This window comes from Streptomyces sp. NPDC002536, from assembly GCF_053594995.1.
Genome location: NZ_JBSFWU010000116.1, coordinates 1 through 22,371, shown reverse-complemented (window position 1 = coordinate 22,371; position 22,371 = coordinate 1). Strand labels below are relative to the sequence as shown.

At 68.6% G+C, this 22,371-nt stretch carries 19 protein-coding genes and 1 pseudogene; 7 read left to right on the top strand and 13 right to left on the bottom strand.

Annotated features, from left to right (window positions below):
• Positions 1-237: 237 nt before the first annotated feature.
• Positions 238-1,263: an ATP-dependent 6-phosphofructokinase gene (locus ACWD4B_RS30275; RefSeq protein WP_451423747.1), complete on the bottom strand. Its 1,026-nt coding sequence runs from the start codon at positions 1,261-1,263 to the stop codon at positions 238-240.
• Between the two features lie 210 nt (positions 1,264-1,473).
• Between ACWD4B_RS30275 and pta the strand changes: the two genes are divergently transcribed.
• From pta to pyk, 3 genes are all read left to right on the top strand, one after another.
• Positions 1,474-3,570: a phosphate acetyltransferase gene (gene pta / locus ACWD4B_RS30270; RefSeq protein ID WP_451423746.1), complete on the top strand. Its 2,097-nt coding sequence runs from the start codon at positions 1,474-1,476 to the stop codon at positions 3,568-3,570.
• Positions 3,571-3,680: 110 nt separating this feature from the next.
• Positions 3,681-4,892 carry an acetate kinase gene (locus tag ACWD4B_RS30265; RefSeq protein WP_451423745.1) on the top strand — a complete coding sequence of 404 codons (1,212 nt, stop codon included), beginning with the start codon at positions 3,681-3,683 and terminating at the stop codon, positions 4,890-4,892.
• 106 nt (positions 4,893-4,998) lie between these two features.
• Entirely contained in the window at positions 4,999-6,426 is a 1,428-nt protein-coding gene (gene pyk / locus ACWD4B_RS30260; RefSeq protein WP_451423744.1) for a pyruvate kinase, read from the top strand.
• Between the two features lie 81 nt (positions 6,427-6,507).
• Here the strand turns inward: pyk and ACWD4B_RS30255 are convergent, their stop codons facing one another.
• From ACWD4B_RS30255 to ACWD4B_RS30240, 4 genes and pseudogenes are all read right to left on the bottom strand, one after another.
• Entirely contained in the window at positions 6,508-7,737 is a 1,230-nt protein-coding gene (locus ACWD4B_RS30255; protein ID WP_451423743.1) for a hypothetical protein, read from the bottom strand.
• Positions 7,733-8,170, bottom strand: a pseudogene (locus ACWD4B_RS30250) (DUF6114 domain-containing protein); the annotation flags it as partial. The pseudogene ACWD4B_RS30250 and the gene ACWD4B_RS30255, both read right to left, overlap by 5 nt.
• Before the next feature lie 101 nt (positions 8,171-8,271).
• Positions 8,272-8,904, bottom strand: coding sequence for a DUF6230 family protein (locus tag ACWD4B_RS30245; RefSeq protein WP_451423742.1), 633 nt, complete (start codon positions 8,902-8,904; stop codon positions 8,272-8,274).
• A gap of 582 nt (positions 8,905-9,486) precedes the next feature.
• Positions 9,487-10,455: a tetratricopeptide repeat protein gene (locus tag ACWD4B_RS30240; RefSeq protein WP_451423741.1), complete on the bottom strand. Its 969-nt coding sequence runs from the start codon at positions 10,453-10,455 to the stop codon at positions 9,487-9,489.
• A gap of 193 nt (positions 10,456-10,648) precedes the next feature.
• Here ACWD4B_RS30240 and ACWD4B_RS30235 point away from each other — a divergent pair, with 193 nt between their 5' ends.
• A complete protein-coding gene (locus ACWD4B_RS30235; RefSeq protein ID WP_451423740.1) occupies positions 10,649-11,269 on the top strand; it encodes a TetR/AcrR family transcriptional regulator in 621 nt (206 codons plus the stop codon).
• Positions 11,266-11,703, top strand: coding sequence for a DUF6086 family protein (locus ACWD4B_RS30230; protein WP_451423739.1), 438 nt, complete (start codon positions 11,266-11,268; stop codon positions 11,701-11,703). The genes ACWD4B_RS30235 and ACWD4B_RS30230 overlap by 4 nt, the downstream gene beginning before the upstream one ends.
• Before the next feature lie 101 nt (positions 11,704-11,804).
• On the opposite strand, the gene ACWD4B_RS30225 is transcribed toward ACWD4B_RS30230, so the two are convergent.
• The 5 genes from ACWD4B_RS30225 to ACWD4B_RS30205 all read right to left on the bottom strand — a co-directional run bounded on the left by ACWD4B_RS30225 (position 11,805) and on the right by ACWD4B_RS30205 (position 18,276).
• On the bottom strand, positions 11,805-12,152 hold the full coding sequence (locus ACWD4B_RS30225) for a hypothetical protein (protein WP_451423738.1): 348 nt from the start codon (positions 12,150-12,152) through the stop codon (positions 11,805-11,807).
• A gap of 14 nt (positions 12,153-12,166) precedes the next feature.
• Positions 12,167-15,919, bottom strand: coding sequence for a hypothetical protein (locus tag ACWD4B_RS30220; protein WP_451423737.1), 3,753 nt, complete (start codon positions 15,917-15,919; stop codon positions 12,167-12,169).
• A gap of 156 nt (positions 15,920-16,075) precedes the next feature.
• Complete coding sequence (locus ACWD4B_RS30215; RefSeq protein WP_451423736.1) at positions 16,076-16,984, bottom strand: FG-GAP-like repeat-containing protein; 909 nt, start codon at positions 16,982-16,984, stop codon at positions 16,076-16,078.
• A gap of 233 nt (positions 16,985-17,217) precedes the next feature.
• Entirely contained in the window at positions 17,218-17,415 is a 198-nt protein-coding gene (locus tag ACWD4B_RS30210) for a DUF397 domain-containing protein (protein ID WP_451423748.1), read from the bottom strand.
• 12 nt (positions 17,416-17,427) lie between these two features.
• Positions 17,428-18,276, bottom strand: a complete 849-nt coding sequence (locus tag ACWD4B_RS30205; protein WP_451423735.1) for a helix-turn-helix domain-containing protein — start codon at positions 18,274-18,276, stop codon at positions 17,428-17,430.
• A 253-nt stretch (positions 18,277-18,529) separates the two neighbouring features.
• Here ACWD4B_RS30205 and ACWD4B_RS30200 point away from each other — a divergent pair, with 253 nt between their 5' ends.
• A complete protein-coding gene (locus tag ACWD4B_RS30200) occupies positions 18,530-18,997 on the top strand; it encodes an ATP-binding protein (protein ID WP_451423734.1) in 468 nt (155 codons plus the stop codon).
• Between the two features lie 119 nt (positions 18,998-19,116).
• Positions 19,117-19,350 carry an SGM_3592 family protein gene (locus ACWD4B_RS30195; RefSeq protein WP_451423733.1) on the top strand — a complete coding sequence of 78 codons (234 nt, stop codon included), beginning with the start codon at positions 19,117-19,119 and terminating at the stop codon, positions 19,348-19,350.
• Positions 19,351-19,375: 25 nt separating this feature from the next.
• Here the strand turns inward: ACWD4B_RS30195 and ACWD4B_RS30190 are convergent, their stop codons facing one another.
• The 3 genes from ACWD4B_RS30190 to ACWD4B_RS30180 all read right to left on the bottom strand — a co-directional run bounded on the left by ACWD4B_RS30190 (position 19,376) and on the right by ACWD4B_RS30180 (position 22,204).
• Positions 19,376-21,076 carry an acyl-CoA mutase large subunit family protein gene (locus tag ACWD4B_RS30190; RefSeq protein ID WP_451423732.1) on the bottom strand — a complete coding sequence of 567 codons (1,701 nt, stop codon included), beginning with the start codon at positions 21,074-21,076 and terminating at the stop codon, positions 19,376-19,378.
• A 167-nt stretch (positions 21,077-21,243) separates the two neighbouring features.
• Positions 21,244-21,579 (bottom strand): DUF3817 domain-containing protein, encoded by a 336-nt coding sequence (locus ACWD4B_RS30185; protein ID WP_451423731.1) that lies wholly within the window; start codon positions 21,577-21,579, stop codon positions 21,244-21,246.
• 91 nt (positions 21,580-21,670) lie between these two features.
• Positions 21,671-22,204, bottom strand: a complete 534-nt coding sequence (locus ACWD4B_RS30180; RefSeq protein WP_451423730.1) for a MarR family winged helix-turn-helix transcriptional regulator — start codon at positions 22,202-22,204, stop codon at positions 21,671-21,673.
• Positions 22,205-22,371: the final 167 nt, after the last annotated feature.

Genomic DNA, 22,371 nt, shown 5'->3' with positions numbered 1-22,371 from the left:
ACGCCCTCGGGCCCCGGCCTTTCCACGGGGGCCCGAGGGCTTGGGGCTGCGCCCCGTCAGGGGCGCGGGGAACTGCGCGACCAGCCACGACGCACCCGCAGTCGAAGTACCCGGGGCCTCGCCCCGGACCCCTGGGGCAGTGCGTCGGCTGCAGGCCGGCTGTGGCTGATCGCGCAGTTCCCCGCGCCCCTGACGGGGCGCTGTGGTGCCGCGCGACGAAGATCCGCCGGGCAGGCCCTAAAACACGGACTCCGCCTCGTCCATCCGGTCCTCCGGCACCCGCTTCAGCTCGGTGACCGCGTCAGCGATCGGCACCATGCGGATGTCGGTCCCCTTGAGGGCCGTCATCTTGCCGAACTCCCCACGGTGCGCAGCCTCCACGGCGTGCCAGCCGAACCGGGTCGCGAGCACGCGGTCGTACGCGGTCGGCGTACCGCCGCGCTGGACGTGGCCCAGGATGACCGGCCGGGCCTCCTTGCCGAGCCGCTTCTCCAGCTCGGCGGCCAGCTTGGTGCCGATGCCGGCGAAGCGCTCGTGGCCGAACTGGTCTATGGCGCCCTTGGCGTAGTCCATCGAACCCTCGGCCGGGTGCGCGCCCTCGGCGACGCAGATGACGGCGAACTTCTTGCCGCGGGCGAAGCGCTCCTCCACCATCGAGACGAGGTCGGCCGGGTCGAAGGCCCGCTCCGGCAGGCAGATGCCGTGGGCGCCGCCGGCCATGCCGGACTCCAGGGCGATCCAGCCGGCGTGCCGGCCCATGACCTCGACGACCATCACCCGCTGGTGCGACTCGGCGGTGGTCTTGAGACGGTCGATGGCGTCCGTCGCGACGCCGACGGCGGTGTCGAAGCCGAAGGTGCGGTCGGTGGAGGAGATGTCGTTGTCGATGGTCTTGGGAACGCCGACGACGGGCAGGCCTGCGTCCGAGAGCATCCGGGCGGCGGTCAGGGTGCCCTCGCCGCCGATGGGGATGAGGACGTCGATGCCGTATTCGCGGGCGAGTTCCTTGGAGCTCTCGCACGCCTCGCGCAGCCGGGCGCGTTCCAGGCGGGAGGAGCCGAGGATGGTGCCGCCGCGGGCCAGGATGCCGCTGACCGCGTCGAGGTCGAGCTTGCGGTGGCGTCCGTCGAGCAGGCCCTTGAACCCGTCCTCGAAGCCGATGACCTCGTCGCCGTGGCCGACGACCGCGCGGTGCACGACCGAGCGGATGACAGCGTTCAGGCCGGGGCAGTCGCCGCCCGCGGTGAGGACTCCGATGCGCATCGTGCTGTTTCTCCTGCTCGCTACTGGTACCTGTGAGCCGCGCCGATTGTTTCACGGCCCGGCCGCTGCTGCCGCATTCCGTCACCCCCGGCCTGACGCGCGCCTTATCCACGGGCGCAGGTATTGTCAAGAGGGCAAGCCCACCCTAACGGGTTTATTTTCATGATCAGTAACACGGCGAAGCATCGAGACGCATCAAGGAGAGCACGCGTGACGCGCAGCGTGTACGTGACCGGGACCGACCGGGGCGACGGGCGCCAGGTCATCGAGCTGGGAGTCATGGAGCTCCTCACCCGCCAGGTGGACCGGGTGGGCGTCTTCCGCCCGCTGGTGCACGGCGACGGGCCGGACAGGCTCTTCGAGCTGCTGCGGACCCGCTACCGGCTGGACCAGTCGCCGGAGACCGTCTACGGCCTGAGCTACGCCGAGGCCTCCGCGCTGCAGGCCGAGCGCGGCACGGACGAGCTGGTCTCCGCCCTCGTCGAGCGCTTCCTCGCCGTGGCCCGCGCCTACGACTGCGTGCTCGTCCTCGGCACCGACTACGCGGGCTCCCAGCTCCCCGACGAGCTGGCCCTCAACGCCCGCCTGGCCAACGAGTTCGGCGCCTCCGTCGTCACGGTCGTCGGCGGCCAGCAGCAGTCGGCCGAGTCGGTGCGCGCCGAGGCCCGCAACGCCCACCGCGCCTACGAGACCCTGGGCTGCGACGTCGTCGCCCTGGTCGTCAACCGGGTCGCCCCGGCCGACCGCGAGGCCGTCGCCGAGCACCTCGCCGCGAGTCTTCCGGTGCCCTGCTTCGCGCTCCCCGAGGAGCCCTCGCTCTCCGCCCCGACCGTGGCCCAGATCGTGCAGACGCTGGGCGCCGAGGTGCTGCTGGGCGATGCGGCCGGACTGGACCGCGACGCCCGCGACTTCGTCTTCGGCGGCGCGATGCTGCCGGTCTTCCTGCCCGCCCTGACCGAAGGCTGCCTGGTCGTCACCCCCGGCGACCGCGTGGACCTGATCGTCGGCGCCCTCGCCGCGCACAGCGCCGGCGCCCCCACCATCGCGGGCGTGCTGCTGACGCTGGACGAGCGCCCGGGCCCGGACATCCTCGCCCTGGCCGGCCGGCTGGCCCCGGGCACCCCGGTGATCTCCGTGCCGGGCGGTTCCTTCCCGACCGCGGCCGAGCTGTTCTCCATCGAGGGCAAGCTGGGCGCCGAGTCGCCGCGCAAGGCCGAGACCGCGCTCGGTCTCTTCGAACGGCACGTGGACACCGCCGCGCTGGCGAACCGTATCGCCGTCGCCGGCTCCGGCCGCGTCACGCCGATGATGTTCGAACACAACCTCATCGAGCGCTCCCGCTCCGCCCGCCGCCGCGTGGTGCTGCCCGAGGGCACCGAGGAGCGCGTGCTGCGCGCGGCCGACGTGCTGCTGCGCCGCGACGTCTGCGACCTCACCCTGCTGGGCGAGGAGGACGCCGTCCGCAAGCGCGCCGCCGAGCTCGGCATCGACCTGGGCGGGGCGCAGGTCATCGACCCGCAGACCTCCCCGCTGCGCGAGCGCTTCGCCGAGATCTACGCCAAGGTCCGTGCCCACAAGGGCATGACCGTGGAGCTGGCGCACGACGTCGTCGCCGACGTCTCCTACTTCGGCACGCTGATGGTCCAGGAGGGCCTGGCCGACGGCATGGTCTCCGGCGCGGTGCACTCCACCGCCGCCACCATCCGCCCCGCCTTCGAGATCATCAAGACCGCGCCGGGCGCCCAGATCGTCTCCTCGGTCTTCTTCATGTGCCTGGCCGACCGGGTCCTGGTCTACGGCGACTGCGCGGTCAACCCCGACCCGAACGCCGAGCAGCTGGCGGACATCGCCATCCAGTCCGCCGCCACCGCCACCCAGTTCGGCGTGGAGCCGCGGATCGCGATGCTCTCGTACTCCACCGGCACCTCCGGCTCCGGCGCGGACGTCGACAAGGTCCGCCGGGCCACCGAGCTCGTCCGCGAGCGCCGCCCCGACCTGCTCGTCGAGGGCCCGATCCAGTACGACGCCGCCGTGGACGCCGCCGTCGCCAAGACCAAGCTCCCCGGCTCCGAGGTCGCCGGCAAGGCCACGGTGCTGGTCTTCCCCGACCTCAACACCGGCAACAACACCTACAAGGCCGTGCAGCGGTCGGCCGGTGCGGTCGCGGTCGGCCCGGTGCTGCAGGGTCTGCGCAAGCCCGTCAACGACCTCTCCCGCGGCGCGCTGGTGCAGGACATCGTGAACACCGTCGCCATCACGGCCATCCAGGCGCAGGGCGAGCAGCCCAGCGAGCGCACCGAGCCCTGATGCGGCCGCCGGGGCCGGGGCACAGACGCCCCGGCCCCGGCCCCGTCAGGCATCCGCCGGTCCCCAGTCCCCAGCCCTCAGTCCCCACACGGAAAGCCCCTCAGCCCTTCATGACTGCCAACGCCACCCGGGTCCTCGTCCTCAACTCCGGCTCCTCGTCCGTCAAGTACCAGCTGCTCGACATGGCCGACGGCTCCCGGCTGGCCGTCGGCCTCGTCGAGCGCATCGGCGAGCAGACCTCCCGCCTCGCGCACACCCCGCTGGCGACCGGCGGCGACAAGCGCGAGACCACCGGCCCGATCGCCGACCACAAGGAGGCCCTGGAGGCCGTGGCCGCCGAGCTGGCCGCCGACGGGCTCGGCCTGGACTCCCCCGAGCTGGCCGCGATCGGCCACCGCGTCGTGCACGGCGGCAGCGAGTTCACCGAGCCGACCCTGATCACCGACGAGGTGCTGGCCCACATCGAGGCCCTGATCCCGGTCGCCCCGCTGCACAACCCCGCCAACGTCACCGGCATCCGCACCGCGCAGGCGCTGCGTCCGGACCTGCCGCAGGTCGCGGTCTTCGACACCGCGTTCCACACGACCATGCCGGAGTCGGCCGCGCGCTACGCGATCGATGCGGAGACGGCCGACGCGCACATGATCCGCCGCTACGGCTTCCACGGCACCTCGCACGCCTACGTCTCCCGCGAGACGGCGAAGCTGCTCGGCAAGGACCCGTCCGAGGCCAACGTCATCGTGCTGCACCTGGGCAACGGCGCCTCGGCCTCGGCCGTGCGCGGCGGCCGCTGCGTGGACACCTCCATGGGCCTGACCCCGCTGGAGGGCCTGGTCATGGGCACCCGCTCCGGTGACCTCGACCCGGCCGTGATCTTCCACCTGGCGCGGAACGCCGGGATGTCCGTCGACGAGATCGACTCGCTCCTGAACAAGAAGAGCGGTCTGATCGGACTGTGCGGCGACAACGACATGCGCGAGATCCGCCGGCGCATCGACGAGGGCGACGAGCAGGCGCAGCTCGCCTTCGACATCTACGTGCACCGGCTGAAGAAGTACATCGGCGCCTACTACGCGGTGCTCGGCAAGGTCGACGCCGTCGCCTTCACGGCGGGCGTGGGCGAGAACGCGGCCCCCGTGCGCGAGGCCGCCGTGGCGGGCCTGGAGGAGCTGGGCCTGGCCGTGGACCCGGCCCGCAACGCGGAGCGGTCCGGCGACGCCCGGCTGATCTCCCCGGACTCGGCCCGGGTCGCGGTCGCCGTGGTTCCCACCGACGAGGAGCTGGAGATCGCCACCCAGGCGTACGCGCTGGTCAGCTCTTGATCACCGGCTGATCACCGCGTGATGTCCCGTCCGGACACCGAGCGTTCCTCGGTCGTTCCCACAGCTCGAATATTCCGCTCCGAAACAAACCGATAGGATCTGCCCCATGCGCCGTTCCAAAATCGTCTGCACCCTGGGCCCCGCCGTCGACTCTTTCGACCAGCTGAAGACGCTGATCGAGGCCGGTATGAACGTGGCCCGTTTCAACATGAGCCACGGGTCCCACGCGGAGCACGAGGAGCGGTACCACCGCCTCCGCAAGGCCTCCGAGGAGACCGGCCGCCCCGTCGGCGTGCTGGCCGACCTCCAGGGCCCGAAGATCCGCCTGGAGACCTTCGCGGACGGCCCCGTCGAGCTGGTGCGCGGTGACGAGTTCACCATCACCACCGAGGACGTCCCCGGCGACAAGACCATCTGCGGCACGACCTACAAGGGCCTGCCCGGTGACGTCGTCAAGGGCGACCAGGTCCTGATCAACGACGGCAACGTCGAGCTGCGGGTCACCGAGGTCGACGGCCCGCGCGTGAAGACGATCGTCATCGAGGGCGGCGTCATCTCCGACCACAAGGGCATCAACCTGCCCGGCGCGGCGGTGAACGTCCCGGCGCTGTCCGAGAAGGACATCGAGGACCTGAAGTTCGCACTCGCGATGGGCTGCGACATGGTCGCGCTGTCCTTCGTCCGCGACGCCGCGGACGTCCGTGACGTCCACCGCGTCATGGACGCGGTCGGCCGCCGGGTCCCGGTCATCGCCAAGGTCGAGAAGCCGCAGGCCGTCGAGAACATGCACGAGGTCGTCATGGCCTTCGACGGTGTGATGGTGGCGCGCGGCGACCTGGCGGTGGAGTACCCGCTGGAGAAGGTCCCGATGGTGCAGAAGCGGCTCATCGAGATGTGCCGCCGCAACGCCAAGCCGGTGATCGTGGCGACCCAGATGATGGAGTCGATGATCACCAACTCGCGCCCCACGCGCGCCGAGGCCTCGGACGTCGCCAACGCGATCCTCGACGGCGCGGACGCGGTCATGCTGTCCGCCGAGTCCTCGGTCGGCGCCTACCCGATCGAGACCGTCAAGACGATGTCCCGCATCGTCGAGGCCGCGGAGCAGGAGCTGCTGTCGAAGGGCCTGCAGCCGCTGGTCCCCGGCAAGAAGCCGCGCACCCAGGGCGGTTCGGTCGCCCGCGCGGCCTGCGAGATCGCGGACTTCCTGGGCGGCAAGGCGCTCGTCGCCTTCACCCAGTCCGGTGACACGGCCCGCCGCCTGGCCCGCTACCGCACGGTCCAGCCGATCCTGGCCTTCACGACGGACGCCGCGACCCGCAACCAGCTGACCCTGAGCTGGGGCGTCGAGACCTACGTCGTGCCGCACGTGGACAACACGGACGCCATGGTCGACCTCGTCGACGCGGAGCTGCTGAAGCTCAAGCGCTACAACGAGGGCGACACCATGATCATCACGGCGGGCTCCCCGCCCGGCGTCCCCGGCACGACCAACATGGTGCGGGTGCACCACCTGGGCGGCGAGAACCGGTAGGTTCTGCCTCTCGCAGGTCGTACGGACAGACGCGACCGGGGCCGCCACTCTTCGGAGTGGCGGCCCCGGTCGTTTCCGCTGTCAGGAGTACGTGCCGTCCGTCAGGTACTGATGCAGGTCGGGAATGTGCAGCGTCCCGCCGAACTGGCCCGCCTGGCGGAGCTTCACGTCGGTGAAGAAGATCGGGATCGGCAGCTTCAGCCCCGGGATCATCGGGGGCAGACTGGTCGGCGACTGGGTCGAGGGGATCAGCCCGAGCAGGTTGCCCTTCAACTCCTCGGTGTACAGGGTGACCTTGCCGCCGGTGACCGTGGAGGTCGTCCCGATGCCGGCGACGTGGTACTCCTTGCCCTGGCTGTTGACGATCTGGTGCAGGTCCTTGATCGCGATCGAGTCCGCGGTGAACTTGAGGATGGACTTCTGCTGCCCGTTCACCGTGGTGATCTTCTTGACGCCCTCGTAGGTCAGCCCGTTGAGGGTGAGCCTGCTCGCTTCCAGGTACCAGGGCTGGTTCGGGAAGGCGTGGTGCTCGTTCTCGTCGACGACGGTGCCTTTGGGGCAGGGGGGCAGGGCGCCGTCGGTGCCGGCCCCCGAAGGGTCGGGGGCGGGGCTCGCCGAGTCGGACGGGCTCGCGCTCAGGGACGGTGCCGCGGCGGCCGGCTTGTCGGCCTGACGCCCGGAGGGCGAGGGGGACGGGGATGCGGACCCGGAGGCCGACGGGCTCGGGCTCGGCGAAGGCGAAGCCGAAGGTGAGGTGGACGGGCTCGGCGCAGCCGGCGCCGCCTTCTTGCCGCCTCCCGAGAGGATCTCGCCGAGCTTGGCACCGAGGCCGAGCGGGTCGAGCGGGTTGAACGCCTTGGTGGAGGGCGAGGCCGACGGCGACGGAGAGGCCGAGGGGGACGGCGAGGCGTCCGCGCCCGGGGCCGGCTTCGCCGGGGGCGCGACGGGCTTGGCTGCATGGTCCGAACTGCCCTTGTCCGGACCGGCCTTGGCGGAGGCGGACGCGGAGGGAGACGGGGACCGCGACGCGGAGGGCGACGGCGAGGTCTCCGCACTCGGAGCACTCGGAGCACTCGGGCTCGCGTCGGCGTCGGGCGCGGTGGCGCACTGCGCGTCCCCGAAGGGCCGCGGCGCCGACGGCTTCGCCTGGGCCAGCGTGGGCGTGAGGCCCATCCCCATCAGCACGGCACTCGGCATGGCGACGAGGGCCACGGCCTTGCCGGCGGGCATGTGCAGGCGGGAGAGCAACGGCTTGCGGGGCGCCGCGTGGCGCGGGCCGGTTCTCGACTCGCCGGTCTCGTCAGTCGGCACGGGACGTCCCTTCACCTGCGTCCACGACCGCCTCCGGCGTGCCGGGCATCCAGGAGACACCGAGACCGCCGCCGATCAGGGCGAGCAGAAAGCCCACGATGAAGGCCCCGAAGTTGGAGACGACCAGGGAGACCAGCCCGAGCAGGATCGCCGCGACGCCGGCGAACACCCGCGACTGCGGCTGGAACCACATGGTCAGGCCGAGCACGACCAGCAGCACCCCTATGATCAGCGAGCCCGCGCCGGCGGTCGTGGCCAGCCGGATGCTGAGGTCGCCCAACGTCACGGTCTGGTACGGGATGTACATGATCGGAAACCCGGCGAGCAACGTCAACAGCCCGCCCCAGAAGGGGCGTCGGCCCCGCCAGTCCCAGAACGAACGGCGGGTGCGGCCGAGAGTGTCCATCAGCCGTGGTCGCGTTTCGGCGCTCATGGTGTACAGCTCCTCGGGACTGGCGAATCGGTGGTACGTGGGCACAGCAGGGTACGGGGACGGGGGTGCAAGTCCGTTCCCGTACCCGCCTGTTCAGTGCCTCAGCCGGTCGGGCACGCGGTCTTGCCCTGGCTGACACTCAGATGCAGACCGGGCAGGGTGAACGTTCCGGCCGAGGTGGCCCAGGCGCGCTGGTTGACCTTGGTGAAGTGCACCTCTTCGGCCTGCTGGGCGAACGAGCCGGGCACATAGGCACCCCTGCCGTTCTCACCGGGCTTCGCCGGACCGGGCCCCTTGGTCGTGCCGTCCACCGCCACACCGATGTCGACGTTCTTGAACGTCGCGTTGGTCGTCATGTCATCGGCGTCGATGAAGAGCTTCTGCGCCTGCACCCGTTCCGCGTCGGTGCCGGCCTTCAACAGCATCGACACATCGCCGAACGGGGTCGGGACGGTGACCGCCTGGCACAGCTTGGTGATCTCCGCGGAGTCCAGACCGACCACCGCGACGGGCTTGTTGCCCGCCTTGGTCACGTCGTTGGCCCCGTACTGGACGAATCCCTTGCCGTCCAGGGACTCCGCCGTCACCTGGAACTGCTGCCCCGAAACGCTGAACGACGCCGCCAGCGCGCCCTGCGCTATCGCCACGCCGATCGCGGCGGAAGCCGCCACGCTGGGGACCATGACGACGGCGAACCGTCGCCATCTCGTCCCTCCACGAGCCTGGGACTTCATGACACATTCCTCCTTCTCGGACGTACATCTCCGGCACGGGCGGAAGGACCACTCGGTCCGGCCTCGTACCCCGGAGGGGAGAGCTGTTACGTCCTCGGGAAGAAGAGCGCCGCCGCATAACAGGGCGCACGCCACACCGCGCCCGACACACCGGCGATCACCCCCGAGCGACAACCAACGGCCACGCCTTCGCGCAACCCGCGGGACAGGCACCGCCGTTGAGGCGGAGACCCCCCTGTCCCAAGACCGGCGACCCGTCGCCACCGGCCTGCCCGGTGGGGACCCACGCGCACGCGCCGACCGGATGCCGGGCTGTACGAATGGACCGAGCGTGCGGCCGATCGTGGTGCATTACGGGCCGGGGCACAAGAGGTTCATTACTAGCGAGTAACGGGCCGATAACCACGGGATGCCCGGAGCGCATCAAGCACCCGCCAGAGCACGCCGCTCCGTGTTCACAAACAAGCGGAGGAAAAAGAAAAACCCGGGCGAATGCCCGGGCTCTTCTTACTGGCAGTAACTACGCCCCCGTTTGCCAAGTTTTGGCAAAGCGCGGCGTCTGTGCCGTGTGTGACACAGGTGTCAGAACAGTGCGCGCGACAGCGCGGTGCGCGCGGCCGACACCCGCGGGTCGTCCGGGCCGATCACCTCGAACAGTTCCAGCAGCCGCACGCGGGCGGCGTCGCGGTCGTCGCCGAAGGTCCGCCTGACGGTGTCGATGAGCCGCCCGAAGGCGTCCTCGACGTGCCCGCCCACGAGGTCGAGGTCCGCGGCGGCAATCTGCGCCGGCACGTCGCCCGGCGCATCGGCGGCCGCCTTGCGCACCTCCTGGGCGTTCATCCCCTGGACGCGCTGCAGGAGTTCGGCCTGGGCGAGGCCCAGCTTGGCCTCGGGGTTGGCGGGGTCGTCGGCCAGGACGTTCCGGTACGCACGGACGGCGCCGCCGAGGTCACCGGCGTCCAGGGCCTCGTGCGCGGCACCCAGTGCGGCGTCGTACGGGCTCGCAGGGGCCTGCGGAGCAGGGGCGGCCTCACCCTCGGCACCAGGCTCGACGGGCGCGCCGACGATGCCGAAACGCTGCTCGGAAACGGCGATCAGCTGCTCCAGCACCTCTCGGACCTGGGCCTCGGGGGCCGCACCCTGGAAGAGGGGCAGGGCCTGGCCGGCCACGACCGCGAAGACGGCCGGGATGGACTGCACGCCGAACTGCTGGAAGAGCAGCTGGTTGGCCTCGACGTCCACCTTGGCCAGGACGAACCGCCCGCGGTACTCGGCGGCGAGGCGCTCCAGCATGGGGCCGAGCTGCTTGCACGGCTCGCACCAGTCGGCCCAGAAGTCGATGACGACGGGTACCTCGGCGGAGCGCTGGAGGACGTCGGCCTCGAAGCCGGCCTCGTCGACGTCGAACACCAGGGGCCCCGCAGAGGCGGGCACACCGCCGTGGCGGGCGGCATCGGCCCGTGCCTGCTCCGCCTTCTGCTTGGCTTCCCCGGCCGCCTTCACCGCGGCGAGGTCGACCACTCCACTCATGGACATGTTCCGTGGCTGCATGGCCCTATCCTCCCCCCTCCGCGCGGCGAATCGGAAAAGTACGCTGACGCCGGGTCCCCACCTGGCGTCGTTGGCTGTCGCTCTTACGCTACGAGCCGTAGCGTAACTCCCTCCCCCGGAGCCACGGCAAGCGTTTCGACGAATCGTGATCTGGGTCATACGCAGAGCCCTACTGGGCGGTAAGGTCACCGTCATGCCCTCCATCCCCACCCGTCGCACCGGTCGCCCGCGCAGCGCGGAGGCGGACCGCGCGATCCTGGACGCGACGCGGGCGGCCCTGGTGGAACTGGGCTGGGGCAAGCTCACGATGGGCGACGTGGCGGCCCGCGCCGGGGTCGCGAAGACGACCCTCTACCGCCGCTGGGCCGGCAAGAACGAACTGGTCGTGGACGCCGTGGCGGCGCTCTTCGACGAGCACCTGGAACTCCCGGACCGCGGCAGCCTCCAGGCGGACGTGGAGGGCGTGGTCCTGCAGTTCGCGTCCCTCCTGGAACGCCCGGAGACGAAGACGGCGTTGATGGCGGTGGTGGCGGAGTCGACGAGGGACGAGGCCCTCCGCGACCGCATCCGCTCGGCGATCGTCGACCGCCAGAAGTCCCTGGTCCTGATCGGCCGGGCCCGCGCCCAGACCCGCGGCGAACTCCCCCACGAACCGGACGAGACCCAGGCGGCCCGCAACGCGGACCTCATCTTCGACGTGATCGCGGGCGCGGTGGTGCACCGCACCCTGGTCAGCGCGGAACCGGTGGACGCGGAGTGGGCGCGGGGGTTCGCGGCGCTGGTGGTGGGCGGGCTGACGGTGACGGCGGGATGAGTCAGTACTTCGACGTGGGGGACGAGACCCTGTGGAACCCGTCCAACGGGGCGGCCAGGCCGTTTCTGCGCCAAGTAGCGCTTTTCGAGGAAGAGTTGGGCCTGTCGTCCGGCATCGGCCCGATGCTGGACGACGAGTGCCAGATCGACCCAGCGCCCCTGGAAGCCTTCGTCAACGCCCTGCTGGCGCGGCACCGGCGCACCCGCCACGCGATCACCGCGGCCCTCTCGGAAGGCTTCGTGTCCACGATGCTGGTGCTCGCGGAGCGGGCGGGTGTCGATGTGCGCTGGGCACCGCCCAACGCAGCCCCGGACGAAGCCCTGCGGGACGTACAGGCCCCGCAGAGCCCAACAGCCCCCGGCGCCGAGGACGAGTCCTGGACTGCAGCGCTACGGGCGAAGGTACGAGAGCTGGACCGCTTCATGCCGATGTGATCGAAGTGAAGTGACCACGGCTCCTCATTGCCAACACACGCCACACGCCTACCATTTGGCCCGCCGATCGGCTCGGCGGGCCAAATGCGTGGCGTCAAGCCTTACAGCCCTTCCTGCTCCAAACGGTCAGCCCGTCGCCGGAGTGATTCAACAAACTCGTCCCAGTCAGGACCGAAGCAGCCCAGGTCTGAAGCGGCTTCGCGCAGCAGAGCCGCATCATCCGGCCGTTGCAGACAGGCCAACCGATAGGACAGGTTCCGTGCCCACACGGGGAACGCGCCCCAGTCCTTGTCCAACACGAACCGGATCATTTCCAGGATCTGATCAGCGTCGGCAAAAGTGACCGTCTCGATGAAGTCCCGCTCTGCGTCGCCAAGCCGCCCTTCGATGGGAGGTTCTGGCCCTTCAACCGGCATGATGGCCAACGCCAGTTCAACCAGCTTCGTCATAAGTCACTTGTCCCTCAATTGTTTGGGGTCAGGTAATAGGTACTGATTCGGACTACATCGTCGGGGGTCTGAATCGCATGATACCCGACCTCATATCCGCCGACGCGAACCTCTCTTGTTGCATGACCATTCCCGGGGCCTGGAAGCTTCCCACCTCCTTCCATGAATGAGAGCGCATCGTTAGCTATTTCCTGTTCGACCTGGTCGGCGTTCAAGTTCGTCTCACGAAGGTCCGTCACGATCCCACCCGGCCCTGTGTGAGCCCGATAGAAACCGTGGCCCGTCTTGAACTGGAATGTATATTTTCCGGCTTCGGCAAGCCGGACCATATCCTTTCCAGAGCCGACCACCTTGGTGTAGGTGAGATTGAAGTGAATGCCTTCTGCCGCCTTGGAACGGATCACCAGCCTGAGTCGCTCCAGGGTCCGCTCGGCGATCTTCACCTCGTGGAAGAATCCGGCAACTCCCCTAGCAACCGTGACAATCGCTTTGCTGATCGCCGGGATTTTTCCAACGATGACGACGACACTGACAGCATTGACTACTGTCCAGAGACATCCCTCGACGTTTCCGCTGGAGAAGCAGCGACGCGCGTCGTTGACCCCGATGACTTCGAGCAAGACACTGGCGCCGTTGGCCTTGACCCAGTCAATGACATCGCGATTGGCGGCCGCTTGCGCGGCTCGGTATTCATCAACGCACTTCTGGCCGCATGCCGCGCGGAGGGTGCCCTCGTCGTCAGGCGAGAGAACGGGGCCTCCGTCCCCAGTACTTCCGCTGCCATCGGCAGTGCGGGCGGCTACCGCAGCTCGCTGCGCCTCCAGTTCCTCCTGCAGGGCCTCCTCGGCTCGGGTAGCAGCCTGATCGGCGTCCTTGGCATCCTCCCTGGCGTTGGCAGCCGACTTCTCAGCTTCTACGGCATTGCGTTCTGCTCTGTCGGCATTGCTGCGCGCCTTTGTCGCGTCGTTCTCCGCAGCTGTCGCAGCACCCCGCGCACTGGCCGCATCCCGCTCTGCGTCCGTCGCAGCGGCCCTTGCTGCCGAGGCCTCGTCCTTGGCTTGGTCCGCGGCAACGCGGGCTGCCAAGGCATCTGCGTTGGCAGCGCGGTCGTACTCGACCGTGTTGGTCTCTGCCGACTTGGCTGCCCTGGCCGCTGCAGCAGCATCAGCCGCCGAAGCACGCGCCTGGTCAAGTGAAACGCCGGCCTTGACGGCCCAACCAGCAGCATCCGCTGCCGCAGTAGCGGCTGCCTTCGCGTCGGCATCAGCCCTCTGCGCAAGGTCTGCAGCTTCAGCAGCAGCTTTGGCAGCTTGGTCAGACTTGGCCTTCGCCACAGCTTCTTGCTGCTGCGCAGCAGTTTTGGCCGCTTGGCCTGTCAGAACAGCAAGGCCGGCAGAGGAATCGGTCTCCTTGTAGGGCGAACCGAGCTCAATGGCGTCGTTGGCGGGTTTCGCAACCTGGGTTGCCGAGTCCCGCGCGGCCAATGCTGCCTGGGCCGTGGCGTAAGCGAAACCCGCTGTTCGCACTGCGTCTACCGATGCCGCGTCGGCCTCAGAACGCGACGCTTCGGCATCCTGATGGGCCTTGACCGCCTTGGCGGCGGCTTCCTTGGCAAAAGCTTCGGCATTTCTCACGTTCTGAGCTGCTGCCTCGGAAGCTTCGATAGCTTCTGCCGCTGCGGCATGCGCCTTCTTGACCTGTGCACTTGTTACTGCGGCATCCCGGGCAGCACCATCGGCAGCTGCTTGCGAGCGCGCCGATGCGCCTTCGGCTTCAGTCGCAGCCGCAACGGCATTAACGGCGGCTGCGCTGGCTTCGTCGGCTGCGGCCCGGGCCGAAGTGGCAGCGGTGGTTGCAGCATCGGCAGCCTGACGAGCTTCGCTCGCAGCCGCACGTGTACTGGCCGCATCGGCAGTCCCTTCCGCAGCAGCGGCCACTGCTTCCAGTGCCTTCGCCCGCGCGACCTTGTCTTGCTTTTCGCGCTCTGCAGCAACAGCCGAGTCTCTGGATTGGGATGCCTTTTCCTCGGCTTGCTCAGCATCGTTGCGCTTACTGAGTGCAGTTTCCCCGGCCTTCTGCGAAACCTTGCGCGCTTCATCCGCCACGGAGCGCTGTGTCTGAGCACGGGACTCGGCCTCGGCCGCCTTCGTCCGCTCGGCATCAGCCCGTGCGCGGGCATCTGCGGCGTTCTTACGCTCGGCCTCGGCAGTGGCTCGCTTGGATGCCGCGTCTTCGGCCGCGCTCTTGGCAACCTTCTCTGCGGCTTCTGCCTTCGCCTGGGCTGCCTTCGCCTTGGAGGCGTTCTCGGCGGCCTTGACGGCTTCGGCAGCTGCGCCCTCCGCAGCAGCCTTCGCCTGGGCAGCGGCCTCCTGCGCGGCTATGCGGCGGAACTCCGCCTTGGTGGCATGCGCCTGCGTCATTGCAAGGGCATCGAGGGTCTTGCTGTCCTCAGCCGAGGCCCGGGTCGCATTCGAGGCGGTCTCGGTCGCCTTGGCCGCAGCTTGTGCAGCAGCAGCCGACGCCTTGGTGATCTGCGCCGCCTGCTGGGCGTACATCAGGCCACGGCCGCGGGGCAATTTGGCCTTGTCCGCAATGGCGTACGCGTCCTGTTGCACAGCAGCGACCTTGTCGGCTTGCGTCTGTGCGTCCAGCGCAGCGCGTGCGGCTACGTATAACCGACCAGTGGCACGTGCGCGAGTCTGGGCAATGCGGGTCTTGACCGTTTCGATATCAGCCTGCGTGACGGACCAGGGCTTCTCTGGGTCCGGATGAAGCCAGTACGCCAACCAGTGAGTGAGGCGGCTGGCAATCATCGACTGCCCCAGGGCCTCGCCCAAGGCCTGGGCCGCAACCGTCAGATCGGCATTCGCTTGTACCTCAGCTCGAAGAATCGCGTCGCGCTGCGTCTTCTGACTGTCGAGCTCCGCCTGCCATTCGACAGAGGCAGTAGTGAGCTCTGCACCCAGCACATTGTGCGGATCCGGCGGGTTGTGGCTGGCGCACGACGCGAAGCGAGCCTTGAGGTTCTCGACGTCGATACGGAACTCCGTCGAGGACGGATCCGGCACGCTGGTTGGGAAGCCTCCGTTCTGCAGGAAGATCCGCGCATCGTCGGCGTACATGGGATGCATGAACTGCATGTCCGATTCCCACGCCTTCCAGTCAGCGTAGTCCTCGATGCGGTCCTTGGAGTACCGGGTGGTCGCAATCTTCGTGACTGCGTCCACCGATTCTTTGCTGGCAGTCGGGGGAAGGCTGACGTAGAAACCGGCCTCGTCCGTCCAGAACCGGTCGAACATCCAGCTAAGAAGGCCGGTTTGCTGGAAGATGTTGCCGTTTTTGTCTCCTGGATATCCAGGAGGCCAGGTGCTGTACCCGGGGGTCCACTGGTCCTGAGCAACGCCGTCCAGAACCGACTGCCAGACCGGGTTACGCGCCCACAACTCGTTCATTTTGGCATCCGACCAGTCCCTGTCCTTGCGAAACGCATCGGCCAGGGGCGTGCCCTCCCAGTAATTCGGGTTGGCTGCCGCATGTAGCTCTGCCCCGGTGCCGGCCAGCCCGGCACGAGCCACGGCCTTCATGTTGGCGCCGCCCTTGCGCAGGACGTAGCCGAGTCGGCACTGGTCTTCTCGGACCTGTGCCGCGTTCTTGAGATCAAAGCCGCCGGGGTCGTCGGCCGCGGCAACCGGACTGTTTCCACGCAACGGTTGGAGCTCACTGCCGGAGACAGTGATTGCCATCGTGACAGCCGCAGCAGTCGCCATGATCAGACGTGGCCATCTACCGGAGCACCGGCGTCTTACGGGTGGTGCGTTCGTACGCATGCTGAATTACCCGTTCTGATGAATGCACGCCAATCTGGCACAGGGGTGGGCCAACAGGCGTGAAAGAGGACGTCGAAGAAGCGAGGAACGCGGCGATCAGAAGAGGACGTTGAAGGCGCCCCAGCCACCGTTACCGATCTTCACAGGTGGAGTGAAAGGCGCACTGGCGTTGCCGGTCCCCTTGAACAGCCAGAGCAGGCCATCCCTGTCCGTGGCGATCAAATCAGCCTTGCCATCACCGTCGTTGTCGCCGGTGGACACCAGCAAATTGTACTTGTCCCACCCGGTACCGACGGTGATACGCGAACTCGGCACAGCCTCAGCCGTGGGGTCACCGTTGCCTTGGTAGATGTACAGCGTGCCGTTCGTGTCGCGGACAAGCATGTCGGCCTTGCCGTCGCCGGTGTAGTCACCACGACCGACGATGGCGTCCATCCTGTTCCATCCGCCGCTGCCGATCTGGACCCGCGTGGTCAACGTCCCGTCGGCCCTGACTTCGTAGATCCACAGGGCACCTGCGGCATCCCGACCGATGATCTCGGGCTGGGCTGCACTGCCGCGCTTCACTGCAACAAGCAGGTTGTAGATGTCCCAGCCACCGCCAATGAGCTCGGTCTCGTTGCCACGTTCGGCGGTGTAGTACAGGAACTCGCCCATTCGGTAGTACAGATCACGGCCGGTGCCGTTCTCCGACACATTGGCCTGCATGAGGGCGGTGGCGTCCCCGAACCCACCCCCCAGGTTGACGGCAGTCTCGAACCCGCCGCTTCCACTGGGTTCGTAGTCGTAAAGATTCCCGTCGGCCTTCCGGCCGAACAACGGGAGCATGGGTGTTCCGACCGCTGCATCCGCACGTGACCTGGGCGTGTCAGTAACGGTGGTCTTCGACGTGCTCCAGGGCAACGGCACCGCCCCCGCCGTCACCACGGTCAGTACGACTGCCGCAGTCAGTCCCACGGCAATCGCCGCCGCCCGGCGGACCGGACGGCTGAATTGTCTTCGCATAGTGGTGAAGAGTCCTCACAGATGCGCCAGCGCGAACAAGCGCACGGGCACACCAGGCGCTGACTCGGATCCCCCACGGATGCCCGCGCGCCGGGTCCTCGACCACGGCAACCGGAACTCTATGTACGGGTGTGACCAGTGTGAAGGGTGTGTAAGTGAGTTTGGCTGAACTGCCACGGGTCACAACGTTTTCGGCTGACAACTACTGTCAGGACAACGTGCGGGCACCCGCCTTACCCAAGTTGATCAAGTCTCCCGGCTTTCACGCTACATATCAGGGCCCTGAGCCCCGCCGGCTCGACCCGTGCGACAACCCCGGGCACATCGCTCTCTCGCACCATGACCACACCGGCCGCGTCGGCGAGTTCGACACATTCCTGGTTGTCGTCCGGCCCCGAGAAGGAGGACTTCTGCCAACAGACCGTGCGCATCACACCGGCACCTCACATCTCTTGCATGATGGACTGAATGAACTTGCTCGACTCTTCAGGGTCGAACGAGACGGCCGCCACCGAGTCGAACAGCGCTCGGTACTTCACGAGCTGAGCCTCGGCATCCAAGAAACCACTGTCGAACACGCTGTCAACCTGCACGGTGTCCAACTGCGGGAGCGGGCCACCCACGTAGTAGACGGAATGCATCGAGCCGGTGACCTGGGCTTCGAAGGGAACGACACGGATCGTCACCATCGGCCGACGGGACATCTCCAGCAGGAACCCGAGCTGCGCGCGCATGACGTCCGGCGGGCAGTAGCGCATCCGCAACGCCGCCTTGTGCACGAACGCATCGAACTGCGGAGGTCTTGGCCGGTCGAGAATCTCACGCCGCCGCATTCGGTGCTCAACACGCGCTTCCAGTTCGCTCTTCGGCAGCATCGAGATTCCGCTGCCCATCAGCGCTCGGGCGTACGGCTCGGTTTGACAGAGCCCGGGAATATGGAGCATTCGGATCGACCGCAGGAACGTCGCGTGGTGCTCAAGTTCCGAAAGGTCCAGGAACCCGGACGAGAGCTGTCCTCGATACTGTTGCCACCAGCCCTTATGGCGCTCCTCCGCCATGGCGACCAAGGCATCGACGAGGTGCTTGTCGGCTGCCGAGCAGACGGCAGCCAACCGTCTCACGCGATCGGCGCTGACGCCGTACCGCCCGGACTCCAAGTGGCTCACCTGAGCCCGCTCCCCTCCCAGGAGCGCAGCGACCTGACTGCCCGACATGCCGGCCTTCTCGCGAAGCTTGCGCAGTTCGGCACCGAGCCGCGCCTGGCGCGCCGTCGGGTGACTCCTCGGCGGCATGGGCCCCTCCCTCTCTCTATGGCCCCGAGTGTGCCGCCCCGCGGCGCCGCCGGTCCACTCACACGGGTGTTACGCACGTACCACTGTTGCACCCCACTGTCGGCGTGCCCTAGCTTCCATTCAGCACCGCGCTACGCGCTGGCAGGATCCGAAGTGCAGCCACTTGAAGGCAAATTGGCAGATCCGGACAGCGGCCAGGCCATGGACGGCGTGGGAGACGCGGAAAGTGTCCAAGACCATGGGAGATCAGGAAATGGGTACAGCAACGCTCAACGGCTCCCGTACCACCGCCCCCGACGAACCACCCGGCCTCTACCGGTTGACGGCGCCCGCCGAACCGCCCACCGCACGGCTCGCCCGGGAGTTCATCACCGGCGTCCTCGTGGCGACCAACCATCGACCGCTGATCGAGGACGCCCGTCTTTGCGTCTCCGATACCGTCGCGAACGTCGTGCTGCACGCTCGCGTACCCGACGTCACGGTGGAAGTGTCCCTGCACGGCCAACGCGTGATCACCTCGATCTACGACGCGGCCCCTACCCGGTTCCCCCGGCGCCGCCAAGCCCGTCTCGACGAGGAGCGCGGCAGGGGACTCGCCCTCGTACGGCATCTCGCTGCCGCATCCGGTGCGGACCTGGTGTGGGACGACGGACTGAACGTGATCGGAAAGCGAGTGTGGTTCGAGCTGCGTGATCAACAAACGCCTCCAGGGCAGAGCTGACGGTGACGGCGGGATGAGCCCGTCAGTATGTGCTCACCGGGCCTGCGCCACCGACACCCGCCTTACACCCCTTTGACGCCCCACCCCCGATCCTGGAAGGCGGACGAAAGGAGCCCGGCATGGCTCAGGAAACGCGGGCAAGCAGCCCGCAGGGCGGTGGCGACGGCTGGGACGACGTCGAGTTGGACGAGGCCTTCGTGCTGTCGGCCTCCGGCCGCGAGCCCTCGGCCCGGGCCCGGATGCTCGCTGCGCGGTGGGAACGGGAGCAGCCGCAGCCCCAGCCGTGGCGTACCGACGCCCCGCCCGTGGGCCGCTTCCGGAGCCTGGCGCGCAAATGGCGCCGGAGCCGCTGAGCGGCCCCGGCGCCCGAGGGTGCCGTCAGAACCCCGCCGGCTCCACGTACACCCCCCACTCCTCCCGCAGCACGTCGCAGATCTCCCCCAGCGTGGCCTCGGCCCGCACCGCGTCCAGCATCGGGGCGATCATGTTGGAGCCGTCCCGCGCGGCGGCCAGCATCGCGTCCAGGGAGGCGCGGACCTTCGCGTCGTCCCGCTCAGCCTTCCGCGCGCCCAGTGCGCGCACCTGCTCGCGCTCCACCTCGTGGCTGACCCGCAGGATCTCCAGGTCGCCCGTCACCGAGCCCTCGTGGCAGTTGACGCCGACCACGCGCTTGGCGCCCTTCTCCAGGGACTGCTGGTAGCGGAAGGCGCTCTCGGCGATCTCGCCCGTGAACCAGCCGTCCTCGATGCCGCGCAGGATGCCGGACGTGACCGGACCGATCGGGTGTTTGCCGTCGGGGTGCGTCCGCAGGCCGCGCTCCTTGATCTGGTCGAAGATCTTCTCGGCGTCCGCCTCGATGCGGTCCGTCAGCTGCTCCACGTACCACGAACCGCCCAGCGGGTCCGCGACGTTGGCGACGCCCGTCTCCTCCATCAGGACCTGCTGCGTGCGCAACGCGATCTCCGCGGCCTGCTCGCTCGGCAGGGCGAGGGTCTCGTCCAGGGCGTTGGTGTGGAGGGAGTTGGTGCCGCCGAGCACCGCCGCCAGGGCCTCGACCGCCGTGCGCACCACGTTGTTGTACGGCTGCTGCGCCGTGAGCGAGACGCCCGCGGTCTGGGTGTGGAAGCGCAGCCACTGCGCCTTCTCCGTCTGTGCGCCGTAGACCTCCTTCATCCAGCGCGCCCAGATCCTGCGCGCCGCGCGGAACTTGGCGATCTCCTCGAAGAAGTCGACGTGGGCGTCGAAGAAGAAGGAGAGGCCCGGGGCGAAGACGTCCACGTCCAGGCCGCGGCTCAGGCCCAGTTCGACGTAACCGAAGCCGTCGGCCAGTGTGTAGGCGAGCTCCTGCGCGGCCGTCGCGCCCGCCTCGCGGATGTGGTAGCCGGAGACGGAGAGGGGCTTGTAGGCGGGGATGGACGTGGCGCAGTGCTCCATCAGGTCGCCGATCAGGCGCAGGTGGGGCTCGGGCGGGAAGAGCCACTCCTTCTGCGCGATGTACTCCTTGAAGATGTCCGTCTGGAGTGTGCCGTTGAGGACGGACGGGTCCACGCCCTGGCGCTCCGCCGCGACCAGGTACATGCAGAAGGCAGGGACGGCCGGGCCGCTGATCGTCATGGAGGTGGTGACGTCGCCCAGGGGGATGTCCTTGAAGAGGACCTCCATGTCCGCCGCCGTGTCGATGGCGACGCCGCAGTGGCCGACCTCGCCGAGCGAGCGCGGGTCGTCGGAGTCGCGGCCCATGAGGGTGGGCATGTCGAAGGCCACCGACAGCCCGCCGCCGCCGTTGGCGAGGATCATCTTGTAGCGCTCGTTGGTCTGTTCGGCGTTGCCGAAGCCCGCGAACTGGCGGATGGTCCACGTGCGGCCGCGGTAGCCCGTCGCGTACAGGCCGCGGGTGAAGGGGTACTCGCCGGGCCAGCCGATGCGCTCGAAGCCCTCGTACGCGTCCCCCGGGCGGGGGCCGTAGACCGGGTCGACCTCGTCCCCGGAGAGCGTGGTGAAGTCGGCGTCCCGCTTGCGGGAGGCGTCGTACCGCGCCTGCCAGCGGTTGCGCCCCGCCTCGATGCCTGCTGCGTCCATGGGTGTCGCCCAACCTCTCCGCGCCCCGTCGCGCGTCCGCTCGGGCCGCCGCCTCGTGAGCAGCCGGCCAGATTTACTAGGACGTCCTACTAAATCGTCGCGCAAGAGTGCCCCGAACACAAGAGGTGTCGTGTTCGGGGCAGGTGTGTCGTGCGGGGTGTGTGGGATCAGGCCGCGGCCTGGACCGCCTCCGCGGCCACCAGCGGCTCCAGCTCACGGCTGACCTTGCGCTCCACGAAGAACGCCGCGGTCGGGATGGTGCCCGCGATCAGCACCCACACCAGCTTGCCGAACGGCATCTTCGCCTTGGAGCCCATGTCGAAGGCGAGGACCAGGTACAGGACGTAGAGCCAGCCGTGCGCGATGCCGACGATGCTGACGAAGCCGCTCGCGCCGTCCATGGTCAGCAGGTACTTGGCGATGACGCCGAGCGTCAGGAGGACCAGCAGCACACCGGTGACGTACGCCATCACGCGGTAGCGGGTCAGCACGTTCTTCTTCACTGGGAGGTTCCTCGCATCGGGATCTCGGACTGCCGTCCGTCGAGCGTATCCGTATGTTCCGGGGCGATCTTCGCCGCCCCCGCCGTGTCGCTCAGGCCTCGGCGGACCCGTCCTCGCCGGGATCCGCGAAGTCCTTCACCGCCACGCGCAGCGGCCGCAGGACGTCGAAGATCTGCCCGCACTCCTCCGCGTCGTAGACGCCCAGGCCGAAGTCCATCGCCATCAGGTCGCGCGTCGCGGACTCCACGACCTCCCGGCCCTTGTCGGTGATCGAAGCGAGCGTGCCGCGGCCGTCGTTGGGGTTCGGGCGCTTGTCCACCAGACCGGCCGTGACCAGGCGGTCGACGGTGTTGGTGACGGACGTGGGGTGCACCATCAGCCGCTCGCCGATCTTCGACATCGGCAGCTCGCCGGCCTTGCTGAACGTCAGCAGCACCAGCGCCTCGTAGCGGGCGAAGGTCAGGCCGTACGGCTTGACGACCGCGTCGACCTGACCCAGCAGGATCTGGTGGGCGCGCATGATCGAGGTGATCGCGGCCATGGAGGGCACGGCCCCCCAGCGCTGCTTCCACAGCTCGTCGGCGCGGGCGATGGGGTCGAAGGGAAGACTGAGCGGTTTGGCCACGGGCTTGAGCCTAGCGGGGAGCCGGATCCCGGCTCCCCGCCATCCCGCATATCGGGACGACGGGGCCCCGTAAGGGGCGCGGGGAACTGCGCGACCAGCCCCCACCGGCCCGCAGCCGACGCACCACCCCAGGGGTCCGGGGCGCAGCCCCTGGGGGCACCCCCAGC